General features: G+C 45.9%; 12 protein-coding genes. 6 read left to right on the top strand and 6 right to left on the bottom strand.

Features of this window, described 5'->3' with window-relative positions; genetic code table 11:
• The first annotated feature begins 94 nt into the window (after positions 1-94).
• On the top strand, positions 95-1,414 hold the full coding sequence (gene tolC, locus AC6R00_RS18510) for an outer membrane channel protein TolC (RefSeq protein WP_500641507.1): 1,320 nt from the start codon (positions 95-97) through the stop codon (positions 1,412-1,414).
• Between the two features lie 96 nt (positions 1,415-1,510).
• Here the strand turns inward: tolC and AC6R00_RS18505 are convergent, their stop codons facing one another.
• The 4 genes from AC6R00_RS18505 to mnmL form a co-directional block, all read right to left on the bottom strand.
• Entirely contained in the window at positions 1,511-1,957 is a 447-nt protein-coding gene (locus AC6R00_RS18505) for a hypothetical protein (protein WP_500641506.1), read from the bottom strand.
• 17 nt (positions 1,958-1,974) lie between these two features.
• A complete protein-coding gene (gene arcB / locus AC6R00_RS18500) occupies positions 1,975-4,320 on the bottom strand; it encodes an aerobic respiration two-component sensor histidine kinase ArcB (RefSeq protein WP_500641505.1) in 2,346 nt (781 codons plus the stop codon).
• Positions 4,321-4,419: 99 nt separating this feature from the next.
• Complete coding sequence (locus AC6R00_RS18495) at positions 4,420-6,168, bottom strand: sensor domain-containing diguanylate cyclase (protein WP_500641504.1); 1,749 nt, start codon at positions 6,166-6,168, stop codon at positions 4,420-4,422.
• Positions 6,169-6,233: 65 nt separating this feature from the next.
• Positions 6,234-7,181, bottom strand: a complete 948-nt coding sequence (mnmL, locus tag AC6R00_RS18490) for a tRNA modification radical SAM protein MnmL/YtqA (RefSeq protein WP_500641503.1) — start codon at positions 7,179-7,181, stop codon at positions 6,234-6,236.
• Positions 7,182-7,713: 532 nt separating this feature from the next.
• On the opposite strand from mnmL, the gene gltB (AC6R00_RS18485) reads away from it, so the two are divergent.
• The 5 genes from gltB (AC6R00_RS18485) to AC6R00_RS18465 all read left to right on the top strand — a co-directional run bounded on the left by gltB (AC6R00_RS18485) (position 7,714) and on the right by AC6R00_RS18465 (position 20,581).
• Complete coding sequence (gltB, locus tag AC6R00_RS18485; protein WP_500641502.1) at positions 7,714-12,261, top strand: glutamate synthase large subunit; 4,548 nt, start codon at positions 7,714-7,716, stop codon at positions 12,259-12,261.
• On the top strand, positions 12,261-13,730 hold the full coding sequence (locus AC6R00_RS18480) for a glutamate synthase subunit beta (RefSeq protein WP_486795311.1): 1,470 nt from the start codon (positions 12,261-12,263) through the stop codon (positions 13,728-13,730). The genes gltB (AC6R00_RS18485) and AC6R00_RS18480 overlap by 1 nt, the downstream gene beginning before the upstream one ends.
• Positions 13,731-14,159: 429 nt before the next feature.
• A complete protein-coding gene (gene gltB / locus AC6R00_RS18475; RefSeq protein WP_500641501.1) occupies positions 14,160-18,623 on the top strand; it encodes a glutamate synthase large subunit in 4,464 nt (1,487 codons plus the stop codon).
• A gap of 21 nt (positions 18,624-18,644) precedes the next feature.
• Entirely contained in the window at positions 18,645-20,057 is a 1,413-nt protein-coding gene (locus AC6R00_RS18470) for an FAD-dependent oxidoreductase (RefSeq protein ID WP_500641500.1), read from the top strand.
• Positions 20,058-20,152: 95 nt separating this feature from the next.
• Positions 20,153-20,581, top strand: coding sequence for a DUF1499 domain-containing protein (locus AC6R00_RS18465; RefSeq protein ID WP_500641499.1), 429 nt, complete (start codon positions 20,153-20,155; stop codon positions 20,579-20,581).
• 197 nt (positions 20,582-20,778) lie between these two features.
• Here the strand turns inward: AC6R00_RS18465 and truB are convergent, their stop codons facing one another.
• Both truB and rbfA read right to left on the bottom strand, forming a co-directional pair.
• Positions 20,779-21,726: a tRNA pseudouridine(55) synthase TruB gene (gene truB, locus AC6R00_RS18460; protein WP_500641498.1), complete on the bottom strand. Its 948-nt coding sequence runs from the start codon at positions 21,724-21,726 to the stop codon at positions 20,779-20,781.
• Positions 21,726-22,133 carry a 30S ribosome-binding factor RbfA gene (gene rbfA / locus AC6R00_RS18455; protein WP_005472794.1) on the bottom strand — a complete coding sequence of 136 codons (408 nt, stop codon included), beginning with the start codon at positions 22,131-22,133 and terminating at the stop codon, positions 21,726-21,728. The genes truB and rbfA overlap by 1 nt, the downstream gene beginning before the upstream one ends.
• Positions 22,134-22,220 lie beyond the last annotated feature (87 nt).

Below are 22,220 nucleotides of genomic sequence, written 5' to 3'. Positions count from 1 at the left end.
GTGTAAAACTTTGCAAAGTTTTTGAGTGATTCGCAATCAATTGAGTTAAACTCTTGAAGACAAATATTTTTCGCATTTGGCAGGAATAGGAACTATGAAAAAACTGCTTCCACTATTTATCAGTGCAGCACTCGGTAGCTTGAGCACAAACGCTATCGCCGATACTCTCACGGACATTTATAACCAAGCAAAAGAGAACGATCCAACGCTACTTAGCGCTGCGGCAAAGCGTGATGAAGCCTTTGAAGCAGTGACTTCTAGTCGTGCAGCTCTATTGCCACAAATTAATTTAACCGCAGCTTATGACATCAACCGCGGTGAACGAAATAGTGCAGATAACGACTACAATACTTGGAACGCTGGGGTCGGCTTTACTCAAGAGCTATACAATCGCTCCAGTTGGGTAACCCTAGATACAGCGGAAAAGAGTGCTCGTCAGAGCGATGCTTCTTATGCAGCTGCGCAGCAAGCGCTAATTCTGCGTGTCTCGACAGCATATTTTGACGTGCTGCGAGCGCAAGATAACCTTGTATTCGTTCAAGCAGAAAAAGCAGCCGTAGGTCGCCAGCTAGAGCAAACTAAGCAGCGCTTCGAAGTGGGTCTTTCTGCAATTACCGACGTACATGACGCGCAAGCTCAATACGACTCAGTATTGGCAGATGAAGTTCTAGCGCAAAACAGCCTAGTCAATAGCTACGAAGGTCTACGTGAAATTACCGGTCAAGAGCACTCTAACCTAGATATTCTTGATACTGCACGTTTCTCAGCACAAAAAACGTCTGCTGCTATTGATGAGCTAGTGAACGAAGCTCAAGAAAAGAACCTAAGTTTACTTTCTGCACGAATCACTCAAGATATCGCCAAAGACAAAATCACGTTGCAGAGCTCTGGTCACTTACCAACATTAACTCTTGATGGTGGCTACACACTTGCTGAGCAAAACGACAGCACTAGTTCTGCGAGCGACTTTGATTCAGACAACCTCAATGTTGGCCTGAACCTAAATGTTCCGCTATACACTGGTGGTGCAACAACCTCGCTAACCAAGCAAGCTGAGTTTAACTATGTCTCTGCAAGCCAAGACCTAGAAAAAACTTACCGCAGCGTTGTTAAAGATGTTCGCGCATTCAACAACAACATCAGTGCTTCAATCGGTGCACTTCGCGCATACGAGCAAACTGTAGTTTCTGCTCAGTCAGCTCTTGAAGCAACAGAAGCTGGTTTCGATGTAGGTACTCGTACTATCGTTGACGTTCTAGATTCAACTCGCCGTCTATATGATGCGAACAAGAACCTTTCGAACGCTCGCTACGATTACATCCTAAGCGTACTGCAGCTACGTCAAGCTGTAGGTACTCTGAGCGAGCAAGATGTACTAGATGTGAATGCAGGTTTAAAGACAGCAAGCAACTAATCTAGCTGATTGAATGAAAAAAGGCTTGCTCCGATGTGGAGCAAGCCTTTTTATTTATCTGCCAATAACTTAGTGGCTAATGAACGAGCTTGATCACTAATAAACGCTATCAATCTTGACGTTCTTTTCTACTAACCATTCCACTTGACCGTTATTGTTAAGCATTAACGCCAAATTCACTGGCTTTGCAGCATCAATAGGGAACTGCCATACAAACGCCACTTCCCACTGATTTTGATTGTGTGTACGCAGCTCAAGCAAGTCACCATCAATCTGCCAAGTTTCTTCGCCCTGCTGAATAGAAATACTTTCTACATCAAGCTCCGCCGGGAGAGTTTTATCTGACTCAAGGTACAAAGCTCCATGTAGGGTATTGTCTTGAACCTCACCGATGGTTGGCATTTTATTCAGCCAAAGGTTACTTTTTAGCGAAACAGTCGCCTCAGAAATGACAACTTGATTATCTTGTTGCCAACCAACTGGCTCTGTCGCACAACCTGCTAGTAGAGCGGCACTTAATGATACCAATGCTAATTTTTTCATCTCTTTCACCTTTGACGTTACGACTGCTGTCCTAACCATTCTTTAAGTATTTGAATATCATTTTTATATTCATTCTTCATTTCTTCAACCCAATCATCAATATTTTCCCACCAGGCGGGTAAATCTGGCGATTGAGCTTTCTGGGCGACGCTCTGAATGTGCTTTAATCCAATAGAACCTGCCGCTCCTTTAATCTTGTGCGCTTCAGACACAATACCTTCTTGATGCTTAGCGATCATATTTGAGTCGAGAACTTGCAGGTAGTCAGGCATCATCTCTTCAAACATAGTAATACTATCGAGTACTGGCTGAGAACCCACAATGCTGACATAAGACTCAAGCATATCAAGGTCGAGTATACGTGAGTATATCTCCCCTCCTTCGACAACCGGCTCTTCTATGACAACATCGGTGGCGGTATCAGCCACTTCATGCTGAGTAAACTTGGCTAACACATCTTGAACCGCAGTCACTGAAAGTGGCTTACTGATGGCATCGTCCATTCCTTTATCAAGATACTCTCGTTTATTTTTCAACACGTTAGCTGTCAGAGCAACCAATGGCGGTAAATCAGAATAAGTACGTCTGAAGTACTCGGCAATATCGAAACCTGTCATGTCTGGTAGCTGAATATCAAGGAACACTAGGTCATAAATTTCAGGGTCGAACATCTCCATCGCTTCCGCGCCATTCATCGCAACGGAAACTTCATGCCCCATACTCTCAAGTAATGATCGAGCAACAGTAATATTGAGTTCAATATCTTCAACCATAAAGATTTTCAGCTCTTGCGACTGATTGACGACCTCCGCTGTAGGTTGTTCGCTTTCTGCCAATGGGACTCGAATGGTAACAGTGAAGGTACTGCCAAAACCTTCTTCACTTGAAACGGTAATGTCGCCATCCATCATATTGATCAGCTGTTTCGAAACCGCTAAGCCAATACCCGTTCCTACTGCATGAAGATTATCTTTACCTGATTTCACCTGATAATACATCGCGAAAATCTTATCCAGTTCAGCATCTGGGATACCAATTCCACTGTCCTCGATTTCCATTGTGATATGTGCGTACTCTTCATCAACTTCAGAGCTGACCGTCATCACCACACCACCTTCCTTAGTGAACTTCATCGCATTGCTGATCAAATTCCACAGAACCTGACGCAAGCGGGTCGCATCAACTTCAATCGCGGTCGGCAGTTCGCTTAAGCGCTCAAGATCAAATCTCAGCCCTTTTTGCGACGCCATAAGTGCGGAAATACTCTCCATTTCGGCAACAAACTCTTCGAAGTTCAGCGCTGCTGGGAAAAGCTCTAGCTTACGGCGGTCGAATTTATCCATATCGATAATGTCATTGAAGATATTACCCAGAGTAATCGCACTGACATTAATCGTCTGCATATGATTGCGCTGCTCTGCAGTCAACTGAGTATCCAGCAGCATACGGCTTAAACCTACAATACCGTTGAGTGGCGTTCTTAGTTCGTGGCTGATTGTAGAAATAAAGGTGGTTTTATCACGACTCGCTTTTTCGAGCGATTCCTCATGACGCTTACGCTCGGTAATATCGCGACCAAAACCAACCAGCCCTAAATGTCGGCCATCTTTGCTGTAAAACGGCACCTTACGCAGCTCGAAGTAGTTGCGGCGACCATCTGGATATTCAAGCCACTGTTCATACGTCAGAGCTTGGTTGTCGGAGAATACTTTTTGGTCTGTATCGACAATTTGCTGCGCGACCTCTTTGCTGTAAACATCCCAAGGTGTTAAGCCCACCAGCTGACTCTCTTTCTTACCGGTTAACTCTTCCATTGCGCGGTTACACCCAGAAAACACACCGTCCGCGTTGCGGTAATAGATAAGGTCTGGTGAAGCATCGATGAATGAGCGTAGAAGTGCGGTTCTTTCTGCAAGCTCGACTTGAGTTTTTTCACGCTGATAGACCTCATTCTCAAGATCTTTCATCGCCTCTTCGCGAGCTTCTTCCGCCTTGATCCTTTCTTCAATTTCCTGATTGAGCTTAGTGATGTTTTGCTGCAGCTTATTGTTGAGCTCTTGGTCACGTGAGCGCATATCTTTCAGCTTAGACACCAACTTAGAAAGCCGCTGGCGCGACTCTTCCAACTGATCAACCACTACAGATAAGAAATAGACCGCCCAAGGAGTAATTAGTAGACCGAAGAAAACAGAACGAACAATATCAATATCATCTACGTGGCCGCTTAAAACAAGGGTTATACCAACCTGAACCACAACGGCCAGAGCAACTAGGGCCAGAGCAAGAAGAATAGAGAAACGGAGGATGCCCAACTTAACCAGCAGATCGACATAGTATTGGGCAAGATTTTTAATCGGCTTCATTGAGAGCTCCGCACGAAAACATATAAGTAGGATCAACAGCCCCTAAATATTACCTGTTTTCATAAACGACAGCTAAAAGAATCCTTAGATAAGAAAAGCTTAATTCTCTGATGTGTGATGCACACAGGTTTGATTGCGACCATCCGCTTTCGCTTGGTACAAAGCACTGTCAGCTAAAGCAACAATAGAATCACTGTGATCCAAACGTTGTGGAATGATGGACACCAAACCAATGCTGACAGTAACTAAGTCAGAGACGGTTGAAGATTCATGTTCAAGCGCTAGATTTTGCACTTCCTCATGGATTTTGTCCGCAATAATCAAAGCACCTTCAATTGTTGTGTTGGGGAGTATAAAACCAAATTCTTCACCGCCATAACGCGCAACACAATCACTAGAACGGGTTAACACGTTGCGGAATACTTCCGCGACTTTAATCAAAGCATCATCGCCTCGCTGATGTCCATATTGGTCGTTGTAACCTTTAAAGTAATCTATATCACACAGCATAACGGTTAAAGGCTGCTGTTCCCGGACATGCAAATACCAAAGAGTTTCCAATTGCTCATCAAATCGGCGTCGATTGGAGATCTGAGTCAGTCCATCAATAAAGCTAAGCCTTTCTAGCTCTTGGTTTGCTTCTTCAAGTTTCTGCTCTGCAAGATATCGTTCAGAGACATCACGCGCCATTACCAGAACACCATTGGTTCCAGATGCGGGATCTCTAAAGGGCGACTTGACAACGTCATACCAAATACACTCCCCATTGCTACTGATTACGCGATCGATATAACGCAGGGATTTGCCTTCATAGAGTACTTTCTTGTCCGATTCAGATAATCGAGCATAAGTCTCATCAGGAATAACATCTTGCAGACGTTTTCCAATTAATTCATCGACATCAGAGATGCCTAATGCCTTAACAAAAGGTGGGTTACACGCTTGGTAAACCATGTTTTCATTAAAAATACCGATTGAGTCTGGGCTCGATTCTAGTATGTTCTGCAATATGGTATCTCTTTGCGCCAACGCCACTTCAGTGTCTTTACGCTTCTCCATTTCATCGCGTAGATTTTGCTGCATGTCGTGCCAATCGGTAACATCATGGCTAATCCCCAAAGTACCAACCTTTTCACCGTCTGAAGAGATCAACACCCTTTGGTAGCTTTCTAACAGGCAGCTTCTTCCATCAGGGTTTGTTGTCCAGCGGCGTTTACTCGCCCTGCCCTTAATCACGCTTTGAATATCGGCTGCGCCTTCCTCTTCTCTGTTGTTCCAGAAACGTTGAAAGGCTCGATTACTTGAAATAATTTCACCCTGATTGTTTTTTATAAACACCAGTTCAGACAGATTATCAAACGCACTTTTGATCATTGAAAGGGAATCAACTTCTCGTTTCAATTCAAGGTCAGTCACTTGATAAGGAGTAAAGTAAAGCAGCCACACTGTTCGTTGGCGGTAAGTGTTTTTTTGACCGCTGACTTTTAACTTAATCACGCGACTTTGTGAAATCGGCCAACTAAGCTTCTGTTCTTTGAAAGCATTGTCCGGAGTAGAAGAAAAAATCGAGAGGACAAATTGTGGAGTCACCATTTCTGGCAACATATAGCTCTTACCGACTTTACGTACACCCAAAACTTGATTTGCCGCTATGTTGGCTAACTTAAGTTCACCAGTTTTACTGTCGACAATAATTAACGCGGTAGGGTTGGCTTTTAAAAGCTGGAGTATATGCGTTTGAGTGCGGGTATAAAAAAGCACGACCGCAATAATAGAGAGCAGAATGATAACAAGATCAAATCCATGCCCATGGGAAGTATCCCATAACCAAACTAATACTTGCTCCATTCAGCTTCTCATACCTATCTTTGCTACGCTTTTGTGTAAGTGTATAAAAGATATCAGCTTATTGCTTAATAATCAGCCTTTAATATTGGTTTTGTATATGTAAATGACTGATCTATTAACGAACCTTGTGCGCCATCACGATTAAGTGCACGGCCAATTTCTGTCATTGCAAGCCAACGGTTCTCACACCAAAGTGGCGCTAGTAACGTCGGCCTTCGTGCTGCCGAAGATACTCGATGATAAACCACCTCTGGGGGAGTCATGCGGATCATTTTACTCGCGATAGAGACATACTCTTCGAGTGACGGTGCCTCCAATTTACCCGCTTTCCAAGCTTTTGCCATGGTGCTACCTTCAACGATGTGTAGCCCATGGAGCTTAATTCCATCAGTCCCCACTTCAAGCACCTTGTTCAACGTTTCGATATTTTCTTCACGGCCTTCTTTCGGCAGTCCTACAATAAGATGAGTACAGACCTTGATCCCCAGTGCACGAGCGCGCTCAGTAATCTCCGCATAACACTCAAAGTCATGACCACGATTAATACGTTTTAAGGTCTGGCTGTTGGCAGTTTGCAGCCCGAGCTCAAGCCAGATTTCATAACCTTGCTCTACGTAACTTGATAGCAAATCTAAGACGGCATCTGGCACACAGTCAGGTCGAGTCCCTACACAAAGTCCGACGATATCAGCCGCTTTAAGTGCTTCTTCATACATGTTCTTAAGCACCTGAACTTCAGCGTAGGTACTGGTGTAGGCTTGGAAGTAGGCGAGATAACGCTTGGCTCGAACAATTTCTCCCGCTCTATCGGTCAGTTGTTCATGAATGCTTTTGATCTGCGCCTCTTCGTCAGCAAAAGAAGCAACATTGCAAAAAGTACAACCGCCACGACCAATCGTCCCGTCTCTATTTGGGCAGCTAAATCCACCATGTAACGTTAGCTTATGGACTTTTTCACCGTAACGACGCTGAAGGTCTTGTCCGATGGTATTAACCAACTCATGAAGCTGCATGACTACCCCTTACTAGATCGAAATGAATCTCATTAAGATCAATGTAATTAAATTACAAATCTGAAAAAAAATGGAGGGGGAAAGGTAGCGATTTCAAACAGGCTAAGCATTAACCAATATCAATAAACATGCAAAAATAACGTGCCTCAGACAGATTGTTACGCAAAAGTTAAACATAATATTCATTTATAACCCAAAAAAAGTGGGCAACAGCATCGAGTTTTGATTGCATTTCATCCTTACTAAATTGTAGGATACTTACAGATTTCGCTGTTTTTTGTGATTTTACTTACATAAAAACTCGGTGAAACGTCGGTGTTATCCCACTCCCACCTATATAAATCACTAGATTGTGATACTAAAAAACGGGATTCCACCAAGGATTGTTTTTCTCGCAATATTTTTCTGCGAGATACGGAAAGGAATCAAAGTCGCCAACCTAGGCTGACTTCGAATCAAAACTATAAAGGACAGGACGTAGAACTAGTTTCGACTAGCACATTTGCGCCTACTGAACTGGAAGGATGTATCTATGGTAGATAGAGAGCAAAATGCCCAAGGTCTATATACTCCCGAACTGGAGCATGACGCTTGTGGTATCGGTTTTGTTGCTCACCTTAAAAACCGTAAATCACACGAAGTAGTTACTCAGGCACTTGATATGCTAGCCCGTATGGAACACCGCGGTGGTCAAGGTTGTGACCCATGTAGTGGTGACGGTGCAGGTATCTTATTGCAAAAGCCCCATGAATTTCTGTTAGAAGAAGCGGTAAAGCTTGGTATCAAGCTGCCCTCTTTTGAGAAATACGGTGTCGGTGTTGTACTTTTCCCTAAAGATGAACACAAACGCGCGCAATGTCGCGATATTTTAGAACGTAATGCAAAGCGCCTTGAGCTAGACGTTATTGGCTACCGTGTTCTACCTACTGACAACTCAATGATCGGCGCAGATCCTCTAAGCACTGAGCCTCAATTTGAACATGTGTTTGTCTCAGGCGGCCCAGGAATCACGCCTGAAGAACTAGAACGTAAGCTTTACGTACTGCGAAACTACACAGTTCGCGTATGTCTAGAAAGCGTTTCTAACATTGGTGATGATTTCTACATCAACTCTATGTCTTACAAGACAGTAGTGTACAAGGGTCAGCTAACTACGGAACAAGTCCCTCAGTACTTCCTAGATCTACAGAACCCAACGATGGTCAGTGCGCTGGCACTGGTTCACTCTCGTTTCTCTACCAATACATTCCCGAAATGGCGTCTAGCACAGCCTTTCCGTTACATTGCTCACAACGGTGAAATCAACACAGTTCGCGGTAACCTGAACTGGATGAAAGCTCGTGAAGCAATCATTGAATCTGACCTGTTCACTCAGGCCGAGATCGACATGCTACTACCTATCTGTCAGGAAGGTAGCTCGGATTCATCTAACTTCGATATGGCACTTGAGCTCCTAGTTCTATCTGGTCGCAGCCTGCCACATGCGCTGATGATGATGATCCCTGAAGCATGGCAAGAAAACAAAAACATGGATCCAACACGTCGCGCGTTCTACCAATACCACGCCAATGTGATGGAACCTTGGGATGGCCCAGCTTCAGTCTGTTTCACCGATGGTGTACAAGTCGGTGCAACCCTTGACCGTAACGGTCTGCGCCCATCTCGCTACACGGTGACTAAAGATGACTTCCTAGTAATGGCTTCAGAGTCTGGCGTGGTTGAAATTGAGCCAGAAAACGTTGAGTTCCGTGGTCGTCTTCAGCCAGGTCGTATCTTCGTTGCTGACCTAGAACAAGGTCGCATCATTTCTGATGAAGAAGTGAAAGATGGTATTGCGTCGGCACAGCCTTACGAAAAGTGGGTTGAAGAAAACCTACTGAGCTTGAAGAAGCTGCCCGATGCAAGCAACGAATTCAACCAACCATCGCCAGAGAAGCTACTGCACAAGCAACAAGCATTTGGCGTAAGTTCTGAAGAAGTTAACGAAATCATCGTACCGATGGCGAAAGATGGCAAAGAACCACTTTCTGCAATGGGTGCCGACTGGCCACTAGCAGTTCTTTCGCACCAGTCACAACATCTATCAAACTACTTTAAACAGCTATTTGCTCAGGTAACTAACCCGCCAATCGACCCGATTCGTGAGCGTATGGTTATGTCTCTGAACACTTACCTAGGTAAAGATCAGAACCTGCTTGCTGAGTCACCAGAGCACTGTCAAAAAGTAGAGCTTGAGTCTCCAGTTCTCTCTAACTCTGAACTTGAGAAATTACGTGCAATCGATAATGAGCACCTGCAAGCGAAGACGCTAGACATCGTATTCCAAGCAAGCGAAGACGAAGGCAAGCTAGAGCGCGCACTTAAACGTATCTGTCAGTATGCAGAAGATGCCGTCATCGATGGTTACTCAATAATCCTTCTTACAGACCGTGCGGTTAACTCTAACCACGCCGCAATTCCAGCTATGCTGGCGGTTGGCGCGGTTCACCACCACCTGATCCGTAAAGGTCTACGTGCCAAATGTGACATCGTAGTTGAGACAGGAGATGCACGTGAAACGCACCACTTCGCAACACTCATCGGCTACGGTGCGAACGCAATTAACCCATACCTAGTTATCGAAACTATGGTTGAGCTGCAGCGCACTAAGAAGCTTGATCCTGAAACCAATATTCGCGACCTCTTTGAGAACTACCGTAAGTCAATCAACGGCGGTCTGCTGAAGATTTTCTCGAAGATGGGTATCTCGACGCTGCAGTCTTACCACGGTGCACAGATTTTCGAAGCACTAGGTATCAGCAAGTCTGTTGTCGATAAGTACTTCACAGGTACAGTTTCGCGTATCCAAGGTCTAACGATTGACGATATCGCAAAAGAAGTACTAGTGCGTCACCGCATCGGTTTCCCTACACGTGAAATCCCAGTACAAGTGCTTGATGTGGGTGGTGTTTATCAGTGGAAACAGCGTGGTGAAAAACACCTGTTTAACCCTGAGACTATCTCACTGCTACAAGAATCAACGCGTAACAAAGACTACTCTCAGTTCAAGAAATACGCGAAAGCGGTAGACGACCAAGGTGATAACGCAGCAACACTGCGTAGCCAGCTAGACTTTGTTAAAAACCCAGCAGGTTCAATCCCGCTAGAAGAAGTCGAGCCAATCGAAAACATCCTTAAGCGTTTCGCAACAGGTGCGATGTCATTCGGCTCTATCTCGTACGAAGCACACTCAACGCTAGCTGTTGCGATGAACCGCATTGGCGCGAAATCAAACTCAGGTGAAGGTGGTGAAGACCCAACACGTTTCGAGCGCAAAGAGAACGGTGATTGGGAACGCTCTGCAATCAAACAGGTTGCTTCAGGCCGCTTCGGTGTAACATCTTACTACCTAACAAACGCAGATGAGCTACAGATCAAAATGGCTCAAGGCGCGAAGCCAGGTGAAGGTGGTCAGCTACCAGGTGATAAGGTTGATGACTGGATCGGTGCAACACGTCACTCAACTCCTGGCGTAGGTCTAATCTCGCCACCACCACACCACGATATCTACTCAATCGAAGATTTGGCACAGCTAATCTACGACTTGAAGAACGCCAACCGTGCTGGTCGCGTCAACGTGAAACTAGTATCTGAAGCTGGCGTTGGTACCATCGCATCAGGTGTAGCGAAAGCGAAAGCTGACGTTGTCCTTATCGCAGGTTTCGATGGTGGTACAGGTGCATCACCAATGTCGTCTATCCGTCACACAGGTCTGCCTTGGGAGCTTGGTCTAGCAGAAACGCACCAAACTCTAATCAAGAACGGTCTACGTAACCGTATCGTGGTTCAGTCTGATGGTCAGATGAAAACACCTCGTGACCTTGCAGTCGCAACACTACTAGGTGCTGAAGAGTGGGGCGTGGCAACAGCAGCATTGGTTGTTGAAGGTTGTATCATGATGCGTAAGTGTCACAAGAACACCTGTCCTGTTGGTATCGCAACCCAGAACAAGACTCTACGTGAGCGCTTTGATGGCCGCGTAGAAGACGTAGTGACATTCTTCCAGTACATGGCTGAAGGTCTACGTGAAGTTATGGCTGAACTTGGCTACCGCACTATCGATGAGATGGTTGGTCAGTCGCACAAACTGAAAGTTCGCGAAGACATCAAACATTGGAAATACAAGAACCTAGACCTATCACCTGTGCTTCACATTGAGCAAGCACGTGAAGGCGATGGCATCTACAACCAAACAGAGCAAAACCACAACCTAGAAGAAGTTCTAGACCGTAAGTTGATTCAAGCGGCTATCCCAGCCCTTGAAAAAGGCGAAGCAGTTAACGCTGAGTTCCCTATCATCAACACAGATCGTTCTGCTGGCACCATGCTGTCGAACGAAATCTCTAAGGTTTACAAAGACACAGGTCTACCACAACCGATGAACGTCAAGTTCACAGGTTCTGCAGGTCAGTCATTTGGAGCCTTCCTAGCTAAGGGCGTGAAGTTCGAAGTGGAAGGTGATGCCAACGACTACTGGGGTAAAGGTTTATCTGGCGGTACGCTTGTGCTTTACCCTGACGCGAAGTCAACCATCGTCGCTGAAGACAACATCGTAGTAGGTAACGTTTGTTTCTACGGTGCGACATCAGGCGAGTCTTACATTCGCGGCATGGCGGGTGAACGTTTCTGTGTTCGTAACTCGGGTGCAAAAGTTGTTGTTGAAGGTGTCGGTGACCACGGCTGTGAATACATGACTGGTGGTGTCGCCGTTATCCTTGGCTCAACAGGTCGTAACTTTGCAGCAGGTATGAGTGGCGGTGTCGCTTACGTTTGGGACAAGTCTGAAGACTTTGAAACTAAGCTCAACCCAGAACTTGTCGACCTCGATCCAATCGAAGATGAAGATCGCGCATTATTGAAAGAGATGCTTACTAAGCATGTTGAGTTCACAGGAAGTGAAGTTGCTCAGTCTTTCCTAGACAACTTTGAAGCAAGCCTAGCCTCTATGGTTAAGGTCATGCCGCGTGACTATAAAGCGGTACTTCAAAAACGTAAAGCAGAAGCAGAGCAAGCACAAACGGAACAGGCGGAGGCAGTATAATGGGTAAGCCTACTGGATTTTTAGAACATGGTCGCGAGCTTCCAAAGAAGCTCGACCCATCGGTTCGTATTGAAGACAACAAAGAGTTCGTTTTAAACGAAGAGTTTGGCGACAAGATCAATACTCAGGCTTCTCGTTGTATGGACTGTGGTGTTCCTTTCTGTCACAGCGGGTGTCCGATTGGCAACATCATTCCAGAATTTAACGATGCCGTTTATCGTGATAGCTGGGAAGAAGCGTGGAATATTCTAAGTTCTACCAATAACTTCCCTGAGTTTACAGGTCGTGTGTGCCCTTCTCCGTGTGAAAGTGCATGTGTACTGGGTATCAACCAAGATCCAATCACTATCTGTAACATCGAGAAAACCATTGTCGAAACTGCGTACCGTGAAGGGTACGCAAAACCTAAAACGCCTCGTTCTCGTACAGGTAAAACTATTGCAATCATCGGTTCTGGGCCAGCTGGTCTTGCGGCTGCTGAGCAGCTCAATAGTGCGGGTCACTCAGTGACAGTATTTGAGCGTGACGAGAAAGTCGGTGGTCTACTACGCTTCGGTATTCCTGATTTCAAATTGGGCATGGATGTGATTGATCGTAAGATCAATCTAATGGCTGAAGCGGGCGTTGAATTCAAAGTAAACCAACACATCGGTGTTGACGTAAATGCTCAGCAATTGCGCCAAGAATATGATGTCGTGCTACTAACAGGTGGTTCAACGGTTCCACGCGATCTCCCAGTTCCTGGGCGTGAGCTGAAAGGCGTTCATTTCGCAATGGAATTCCTAGGCCAAAACAACCGCCGTGCCAACGACATGGATCTTAAAGGTGAAGAAATTCATGCCAAAGACAAACATGTTGTGGTTATCGGTGGTGGTGATACCGGTTCTGACTGTGTTGGTACCTCTAATCGCCATAAAGCAGCGAGCGTTACTCAGGTTGAGATCATGCCGATCCCACCAGAAAAACGCCCAGCGAACATGCCTTGGCCTCAATACCCAATGATCATGAAAACAACCACTTCTCACGAAGAAGGTTGTGATCGTCACTGGAACATTCTGACTAAAGAGTTCATCGGTAACGATCAAGGTCAGGTAACAGGTTTACGCATCGCTGATATCGTATGGAAAGATGCAGCGCCAGGCGAGCGCCCTACTTTTGAAGAAGTAGCAAACTCGGAGCGTGTTATCCCATGTGATATGGCCTTCCTAGCCATGGGCTTCTTACATCCAGAACCAACAGGTGTACTTGCTCAACTTGATATCAAACTTGATGAGCGCGGTAACGTCGCAACTGAAGGCTTTGCAACCAACCAAAAAGGTGTCTTTGCAGCCGGTGATATGCGTACTGGCCAGTCTCTAGTGGTACGTTGTATCAATGAGGGACGTGAATGTGCAATTGCGATTGATGATTACCTAATGGGCAATTCGAATCTTGAAGCAAAAGCAGACTCACTGATGCTCTCAGCATAATGATTAGCCACCTAAGAAACTCATTTAGTAGATTCTAGGTGGTTAAGCATAAACAATCATTCCTTCCAAACTTTTCCGATTGACCAGTACATTGTGCTGGTCTTTTTTATTTTCCCAAAACACCCTTTGTTGCAAAATTGTAACAACAAAAACCTTAAGCTTCTGAATTATATAGGTTATTACAGCGCATTCAGTGGTAAATCGCATATTGACGTGATATTCCACCAAGAACTTGACCTTTTTTACAATAACCTATACGTTGTGAAGTCGATGAAAATGAATTCGTCCAATTTTGTTAAATATTTTAAGAATATTTACTGCATATCTATCCGATATATAACAATTAGAACGCATAGTTAGTCATACATACCAACCCTTTTGATGTTGGTAGTTCTGTCGGGATGACAGAGAAGCAAAGGGAGAATTGCAATGGCTTTATATGATCCTCGTCTTGAAAAAGACAACTGTGGATTTGGCTTGATTGCACATATGGAAGGTGAGCCAAGCCATAAACTGGTACGCACCGCAATTTCAGCACTTGACCGCATGACCCACCGTGGTGGTATCGCCGCAGACGGTAAAACGGGTGATGGCTGTGGTCTTTTATTACAAAAGCCCGACTCATATCTTCGTCTTATCGCTGAAGAAAATGGTTTCAACCTCGGCAAACAATATGCCGTAGGTATGATTTTTTTCAATCAAGACCCTCTAAAAGCGCAACAAGCTAAAGACATTATTAATCAAGAGCTTGCAAAAGAGACATTGACCGTCTCAGGTTGGCGAGAAGTGCCGACCAACTCGGCAGTGTTAGGCCCAATTGCGGCTGATTCACTGCCCAATATTCAGCAAGTTTTTATCTCAGCACCTGCCGGATGGCGTGAGCGCGACATTGAACGACGCCTGTATATCGCTCGCCGCCGAATTGAAAAACAGATCGTTGACGATAACGAGTTTTATATTTGTAGCTTGTCGACTCAAGTCATGGTGTACAAAGGTCTGTGTATGCCAGCAGACTTACCTAGGTTCTACTTAGACCTCGCCGACCTACGCATGGAAGCAGCTATCTGCTTGTTCCACCAGCGTTTTTCGACTAACACTCAACCGCGTTGGCCACTAGCACAGCCATTCAGGTATCTCGCCCATAATGGTGAAATCAATACGATTCAAGGCAATAGGCAGTGGGCGCGAGCGCGTGCTTATAAATTTGCTTCGCCGCTCCTACCCGACCTGCAAACGGCCGCACCTTTCGTCAATGAAACGGGATCAGATTCATCAAGCTTAGATAACATGCTCGATCTGTTCTTAGCCGGGGGCATGGATATCTTCCGCGCTATGCGAATGCTTGTTCCACCTGCGTGGCAAAACCACCCAGATATGGACCCTGATTTACGCGCCTTCTACGACTTCAACTCGAAACATATGGAACCGTGGGACGGCCCGGCTGGTATCGTACTTTCCGATGGTCGATATGCGGCATGTAACTTAGATAGAAATGGCCTGCGCCCTGCTCGTTATGTGATCACTAAAGACAAGCTGATCACTCTCGCATCAGAAGTCGGTATTTGGGATTACGCACCGGATGAAGTCGCGGAAAAAGGCCGTGTAGGCCCCGGTGAACTGCTAGTGGTGGATACTCGCCAAGGCAAGCTATGGCAATCAAGCGAAATTGATAATGATCTTAAAGGTCGCCATCCATATAAAGAGTGGATGGATAGCAATGTTCATAAACTTACACCATTCTCGCAGTTAGCCGAAGATCAAGTAGGTGAACGTAGCTTTGACGATGACCTACTTAAGACCTACCAAAAACAGTTTGCGATGAGCAACGAGGAAGTCGATCAGGTCCTTCGTGTTCTGGGTGATATGGGACAAGAAGCCGTTGGCTCAATGGGTGATGACACGCCAATGGCAGTGCTCTCTTCCAAAGAACGCCTTGTCACTGACTATTTCCGTCAGAAATTCGCTCAAGTAACCAACCCACCGATCGATCCATTGCGTGAAAAACACGTTATGTCGCTTGCAACCAGTATTGGTCAGGAGATGAATGTCTTCTGTGAAACCGATGGTCACGCCCATCGAGTCACCTTTGATTCACCTGTTCTGCTTTACTCAGATATGAAGCAGTTGCTCGAGCTAAACGATCAACACTATGGCAACTCAGTACTGGATATTAACTACGATCCTCAAGAGAAAGATCTCGAAAAAGCCATCTTAGATCTTTGTGAACAAGCCGAGCAGGTGGTAAAAGATGGCTCTGTGCTCGTGGTTCTTTCTGACCGAGCATTACGCAAAGGCATGTTACCTATCCCAGCTGCGATGGCAGTAGGCGCAGTGCAAAGCCGCCTAATAGAAGCTAACTTGCGCTGTGACGCTAACATCATTGCTGAAACAGGAACGGTGCGTGATCCGCATCAATTTGCGGTTCTACTTGGCTTTGGCGCAACCGCGGTCTACCCGTACCTGGCCTATGAAGCCTTAGGCAAAGTGATTGATGATGGTGCGATCGATAAGAGCTATCGCGAAGTGATGCAGAACTACCAGTACGGCATCAACAAAGGCCTGTACAAGATTATGTCTAAGATGGGCATTTCAACGGTCGCTTCATACCGTTGTTCGCAATTATTTGAAGCTGTCGGCCTAAGTCAGGAAGTTGTCGAGCTGTGCTTTAATGGTGTTACAACGCGTATTCAAGGTGCAAACTTTGAAGACTTTGAGCAAGACCTATACAACCTTTCTCGCAAAGCTTGGGCGAAACGCAAACCTATCGAACATGGTGGACTGCTCAAATATGTCCACGGTGGTGAATACCACGCCTACAACCCCGATGTTGTAGGAACATTGCAAACCGCAGTTAAGTCCGGCGACTCTTCCGACTATAAGAGTTTTGCCAAACAGGTCAATGATCGCCCTGTCGCTATGCTACGTGACTTAATGCAACTGAAGAAATCAGACTCACCGCTACCACTGGAACAAATCGAACCAAGCACTGAACTGTTCAAACGATTTGATTCCGCAGCGATGTCTATCGGCGCTTTAAGCCCTGAGGCTCATGAAGCTCTGGCAGCCGCCATGAACCGACTGGGTGGCTACTCAAACTCCGGTGAGGGTGGTGAAGATCCACGCCGTTTTGGTACTGAACGTAACTCTCGTATCAAGCAGATTGCCTCAGGACGTTTTGGTGTAACACCGCACTACTTAACTAATGCTGATGTCTTGCAAATCAAGGTTGCACAAGGGGCGAAGCCTGGTGAAGGCGGTCAGTTACCGGGGCATAAGGTCACGGCTGAAATCGCTAAACTGCGCTATTCAGTGCAAGGGGTAACCCTTATCTCCCCTCCTCCTCATCACGATATCTATTCGATTGAGGATTTGGCTCAGCTTATTTTCGACCTTAAGCAGGTCAATCCGAATGCTCTGGTATCGGTGAAGTTGGTTTCTGAACCTGGTGTCGGCACTATCGCAACAGGGGTTGCCAAGGCTTACGCCGATCTGATTACCATTTCTGGTTATGACGGCGGTACGGCAGCAAGCCCACTCACCTCAGTAAAATATGCAGGTAGCCCTTGGGAACTCGGCCTTGCCGAAACTCAGCAGGCTCTAGTTGCCAATGGTCTTCGCCACAAGATTCGCCTCCAAGTTGATGGTGGCTTGAAAACTGGCTTAGACGTGGTCAAAGCGGCAATTCTTGGTGCAGAAAGCTTCGGTTTTGGTACCGCCCCAATGGTCGCGATGGGTTGTAAGTTCCTACGTATTTGTCACCTAAACAACTGTGCGACAGGTGTTGCTACGCAAGATGACACCTTACGTAAAGAATACTTCAAAGGCCTACCTGAGATGGTGATGAACTACTTTGTCGGTCTTGCTGATGAAGTGCGCGAGCTGTTAGCTGAACTTGGTGTTGAAAAGCTAACAGATCTCATTGGTCGTACCGATCTACTGGAAGCAGTAGAAGGTATGACAGCCAAACAGAGCAAGCTCGATCTATCTAGTATTCTTGAAGCACCAGTGTCACCACAAAACCATCCGCTTTATTGGACCGAACCAAACGCTCCATTTGACAAGGCAGAACTCAATCAAAAGATCGTTGAAGATACCTTAGCGGCTGTAGAGGCTAAGCAAGGTGCTGACCTCTTCTATAACGTCATTAACACTGACCGTTCAATTGGCGCTCGTCTTTCTGGTGAAATAGCCAAACGCTACGGTAACCAAGGTATGGCTGCAACACCGATTAAACTCCATCTGGATGGTACTGCTGGTCAGTCATTTGGCGTCTGGAATGCGGGCGGTGTTGAACTCTACCTGACAGGTGATGCCAATGACTATGTCGGTAAAGGCATGGCTGGCGGTAAGATTGTTATCAAGCCGCACCAAGGTACCGCCTTTAGATGTAATGAGGCGACCATCATAGGCAACACCTGTTTGTATGGCGCAACAGGCGGCAAGCTATTTGCGGCAGGTACTGCAGGCGAACGCTTTGGAGTGCGTAATTCTGGCACCATCTCTGTGATTGAAGGCGCTGGCGATAATGCTTGCGAATACATGACAGGCGGTATTGTTGCCATTCTGGGTGCGACTGGTGTGAACTTTGGTGCTGGCATGACAGGCGGCTTTGCCTACGTCTTGGATGAAAACGACGACTTCCAAGGTCGCGTGAACCAAGAATCGGTAGAAGCAGTTGCCCTTTCTGAACTCTATATTCATCAGGAACATTTACGTGGCTTAATTGCAGAACACTTAGAAGAGACAGGATCTGCTCACGCAGAAAATATCTTAGCGAACTTTGATGAATGGATTCCAAAGTTCTACTTAGTGAAACCTCAAGCAGCAGACTTAAACACCCTGCTAGGCCATCAAAGCCGCAGTGCCGCAGAACTGCGCGTTCAAGTCCAATAATTCATGGAGGATGTTTGAATCATGAGTCAGAACGTATACCAATTTATCGACGTACAACGCGTAGATCCTGCGAAAAAGCCGATTAAAACTCGTAAGATTGAGTTCGTCGAAATTTATGAACCCTTTACTAAGCAGCAAGCTACTGCGCAAGCGGATCGCTGCTTAGATTGTGGTAACCCTTACTGTGAATGGAAATGTCCGGTTCACAACTATATCCCTCAATGGCTAAAGCTCGCCAATGAAGGGCGCATCTTAGAAGCCGTTGAGCTCTCTCACCAAACTAACAGTTTGCCTGAGGTGTGTGGTCGAGTATGTCCTCAAGATAGGCTGTGTGAAGGCTCTTGTACCCTAAATGACGACTTTGGTGCGGTAACGATTGGTAATATTGAAAAGTACATTACCGATAAAGCGTTTGAGATGGGCTGGAAACCAGACATGTCCAAAGTCGAATGGACAGATAGGAAGGTTGCCATTATCGGCGCAGGACCAGCGGGCCTTGCTGCGGCAGATATCTTAGTTCGTAACGGCGTCAAGCCCGTTGTTTTCGATCGCTACCCTGAAATCGGCGGTCTACTCACTTTCGGTATTCCATCGTTTAAGTTGGAAAAAGGGGTCATGGAGAATCGTCGTCGAGTCTTTAGCGAAATGGGTGTCGAGTTCAAGCTCAACATTGAGGTAGGGAAAGACATCCAAATGCAGGAGCTTGTCGATGAGTATGACGCAGTCTTCCTTGGCGTCGGCACCTACAAGAATATGCGTGCGGGTCTAGATAACGAGGATGCTCCTGGAGTCTATGACGCTCTACCTTTCTTAGTATCAAATACCTATAAGGTAATGAATTTAGAAGCTGACCAGCCATTTATAGATATGGCAGGACAAAAAGTGGTCGTCCTTGGTGGTGGTGATACCGCAATGGACTGTGTACGTACATCGATTCGTCAAGGTGCCGATAACGTCATTTGTGCTTACCGCCGCGATGAAGCCAACATGCCGGGCTCTCGTCGTGAGGTAAAAAATGCCAAAGAAGAAGGGGTTAACTTTATGTTTAACCTTCAGCCACTAGGACTTGAGGTCGACAGCTCAGGCAAAGTCAGCGGTGTCAAAGTGGTCAAAACGGCATTGGGTGAACCAGATGAAGCGGGGCGCCGTCGCCCAGAACCTGTAGAAGGCAGTGAACATGTATTGGAAGCCGATGCCGTTATCATGGCATTTGGATTCCAACCCCACCAGATGAGTTGGCTTGAACCATATGGCGTAGAACTCGATCAATGGGGACGTATCAAAGCACCATCTGATCAAGAGTTTATGTTCCAGACGAGCAACAAAAAGATCTTTGCCGGAGGAGATGCCGTTCGCGGATCTGATCTTGTTGTTACTGCGATTGATGAAGGGCGTAAAGCTGCTGAAGGTATACTTGATTACCTTGAGATATAGCCTTAACTCAACTCACAAAAGGATCCATTAATTGGATCCTTTTTTTATTTAAAACATATAATTGAATTCAATTAGAGTAAGACAAGGTATTCAAAATGAAGAACGCCGCTCTCCTTTCAATCACCCTATTGGGTTTAACCGCTTGTAGCCAAGGAGTACAAGATATGTCAGATCGCACAGCTTCACCTTGCGGTGACAAACCTAACTGCGTTTCAACACAAGATACTCGACCAGAGCATAACCTCGCGCCGTTTGAACTCAATGATGGCGTAACCTTAGATCAGATCGAAGCTGTGGTACTAGAACAACCAAGAACCAAAACTGCAGAAAAAAACACTGATTATTTACGAGTAGAATTTACCAGTAAGATCATGCGTTTCGTCGATGATTTGGAATTAAGAATAGAAGGGAGTAGCCTGATTGTTCGCTCTGAATCCCGCACTGGTCACTCTGATTTCGGAGTTAACCGTAAACGCGCTGACGCACTGAGAGCAGCACTGACTGAGGCTAAGCTGGTTAAGTAGCCTCTTACACTAGTATCCAGACTCCTTTGCCAAGGCTTGAGATTTCGACGCCTTGGTAAACCTTACAACAGGGTAACAACTGGATGAGATGAACTTTGTTGCTATTGCGGCCATGTATACGCGGACATTACTCTACACTGGTATAAAAAAACCGAAGCATTGAGCTTCGGTTTAATGTATTCAGTAACGATAGTCTGTTACTCAGCTTCTTCGCGGAAAACCACTAAGCGCTTAGGAGCAACCTTACCATCAGCATTGACTTCAGCAACACCGATAAAGAGCTTATCTTCACCTGAAGTCATACGCAGAGGCGTTCCTTCTGGTGCACCTAATACCTGTACTGGCATACCGTGTTGAACCAAGTTAGTTAACTCAGCGTTTAGATTCACTTCTGGTAAATCTTCTACGGCAGTGTCCATCGGTAGCAATAGCGGATCAAGTAACTCTTTTGGCGCGACTTCATCACGATGAGCTTGCTCTAGCAGTTCGTTGAGCTGCTCAAGCGTTACCATCTTCTCGTAAGGATATTTTGCAACTCCAGTACGACGAAGCATCGTCACGTGAGCGCCACAGCCAAGCATCTCGCCAAGATCATCGACGATTGTACGGATATAAGTCCCTTTCGAACAGTGAACTTCCATCTCGACTTCATCGCCTTCGAAACGATGTAGTACGATTTCGTACACGGTAATCTTGCGCGATTCACGCGGTACTTCAATACCTTTGCGCGCATATTCATACAAAGGCTTACCTTGGTATTTCAATGCCGAAAACATTGAAGGCACTTGATCAGATTCACCACGGAACTTATCAATGCAGGCTTCAAGCTTGTCGAGAGAAACGTCTACCGGACGAGTCTCAACCACTTCACCATCAGAATCCGAGGTATCCGTGCGCTCACCTAACTTGGCGATCACTCGGTAGCGTTTATCAGAATCCAACAAGAACTGAGAGAACTTGGTTGCTTCACCAAGACAGATTGGCAGCATACCTGTCGCTAGGGGATCCAGAGCACCGGTATGACCTGCTTTCTCTGCAAAGTAAATGCGTTTTACTTTCTGCAGTGCATCATTAGATGAAATGCCTGTTGGCTTGTCTAAAAGGACAACACCATTAATTGGACGACCTTTACGACGACGAGCCATTACTCTTCACCTGCCTGATCTTCTTCACGGCCAGCGTCATGCTGTTTACGCTTATCTTCGTTAACTACCTCTGACACTAGGTTTGACATACGCATACCCTCGACAAGTGTATTGTCGTAGTGGAAACGCACTTCAGGTGTTAGACGTAGGCGAATGCGTTTGCCTAGCATCATACGGATATGAACTTCATGCTCACGTAGTGCTTCTAGGCAAGACTCTGGAGTTTGCTCACCAACACATAGGAAAGTAACGAAAACTTTCGCGTATGCTAAATCACGTGACACTTCCACATCAGAAATCGTCACCATGCCAAGGCGAGAATCTCGAACTTCGCGTTGAAGGATCATTGCGAGTTCTTTTTGCAGCTGCTGTGCAACACGCTGCGTGCGGCTAAATTCTTTTGACATATCTTTTCTCTTATTAGAAAGAATGGGGGGATGGATAAATTCCAGCCCCCCATGGCGTATTCAACAACCAATTACTGCTTATCTATC

It is taken from the genome of Vibrio sp. R10-SF1-ISO8 (genome assembly GCF_059833805.1).
This window is presented reverse-complemented; position numbering and strand designations above follow the sequence as displayed.

Excerpts from the sequence above, each read along its gene's own strand:
- tolC (WP_500641507.1), top strand. The coding sequence starts at position 95 with ATGAAAAAACTGCTTCCACTATTTATCAGTGCAGCACTCGGTAGCTTG.
- AC6R00_RS18505 (WP_500641506.1), bottom strand. The coding sequence starts at position 1,957 with ATGAAAAAATTAGCATTGGTATCATTAAGTGCCGCTCTACTAGCAGGT.
- arcB (WP_500641505.1), bottom strand. The coding sequence starts at position 4,320 with ATGAAGCCGATTAAAAATCTTGCCCAATACTATGTCGATCTGCTGGTT.
- AC6R00_RS18495 (WP_500641504.1), bottom strand. The coding sequence starts at position 6,168 with ATGGAGCAAGTATTAGTTTGGTTATGGGATACTTCCCATGGGCATGGA.
- mnmL (WP_500641503.1), bottom strand. The coding sequence starts at position 7,181 with ATGCAGCTTCATGAGTTGGTTAATACCATCGGACAAGACCTTCAGCGT.
- gltB (WP_500641502.1), top strand. The coding sequence starts at position 7,714 with ATGGTAGATAGAGAGCAAAATGCCCAAGGTCTATATACTCCCGAACTG.
- AC6R00_RS18480 (WP_486795311.1), top strand. The coding sequence starts at position 12,261 with ATGGGTAAGCCTACTGGATTTTTAGAACATGGTCGCGAGCTTCCAAAG.
- gltB (WP_500641501.1), top strand. The coding sequence starts at position 14,160 with ATGGCTTTATATGATCCTCGTCTTGAAAAAGACAACTGTGGATTTGGC.
- AC6R00_RS18470 (WP_500641500.1), top strand. The coding sequence starts at position 18,645 with ATGAGTCAGAACGTATACCAATTTATCGACGTACAACGCGTAGATCCT.
- AC6R00_RS18465 (WP_500641499.1), top strand. The coding sequence starts at position 20,153 with ATGAAGAACGCCGCTCTCCTTTCAATCACCCTATTGGGTTTAACCGCT.
- truB (WP_500641498.1), bottom strand. The coding sequence starts at position 21,726 with ATGGCTCGTCGTCGTAAAGGTCGTCCAATTAATGGTGTTGTCCTTTTA.
- rbfA (WP_005472794.1), bottom strand. The coding sequence starts at position 22,133 with ATGTCAAAAGAATTTAGCCGCACGCAGCGTGTTGCACAGCAGCTGCAA.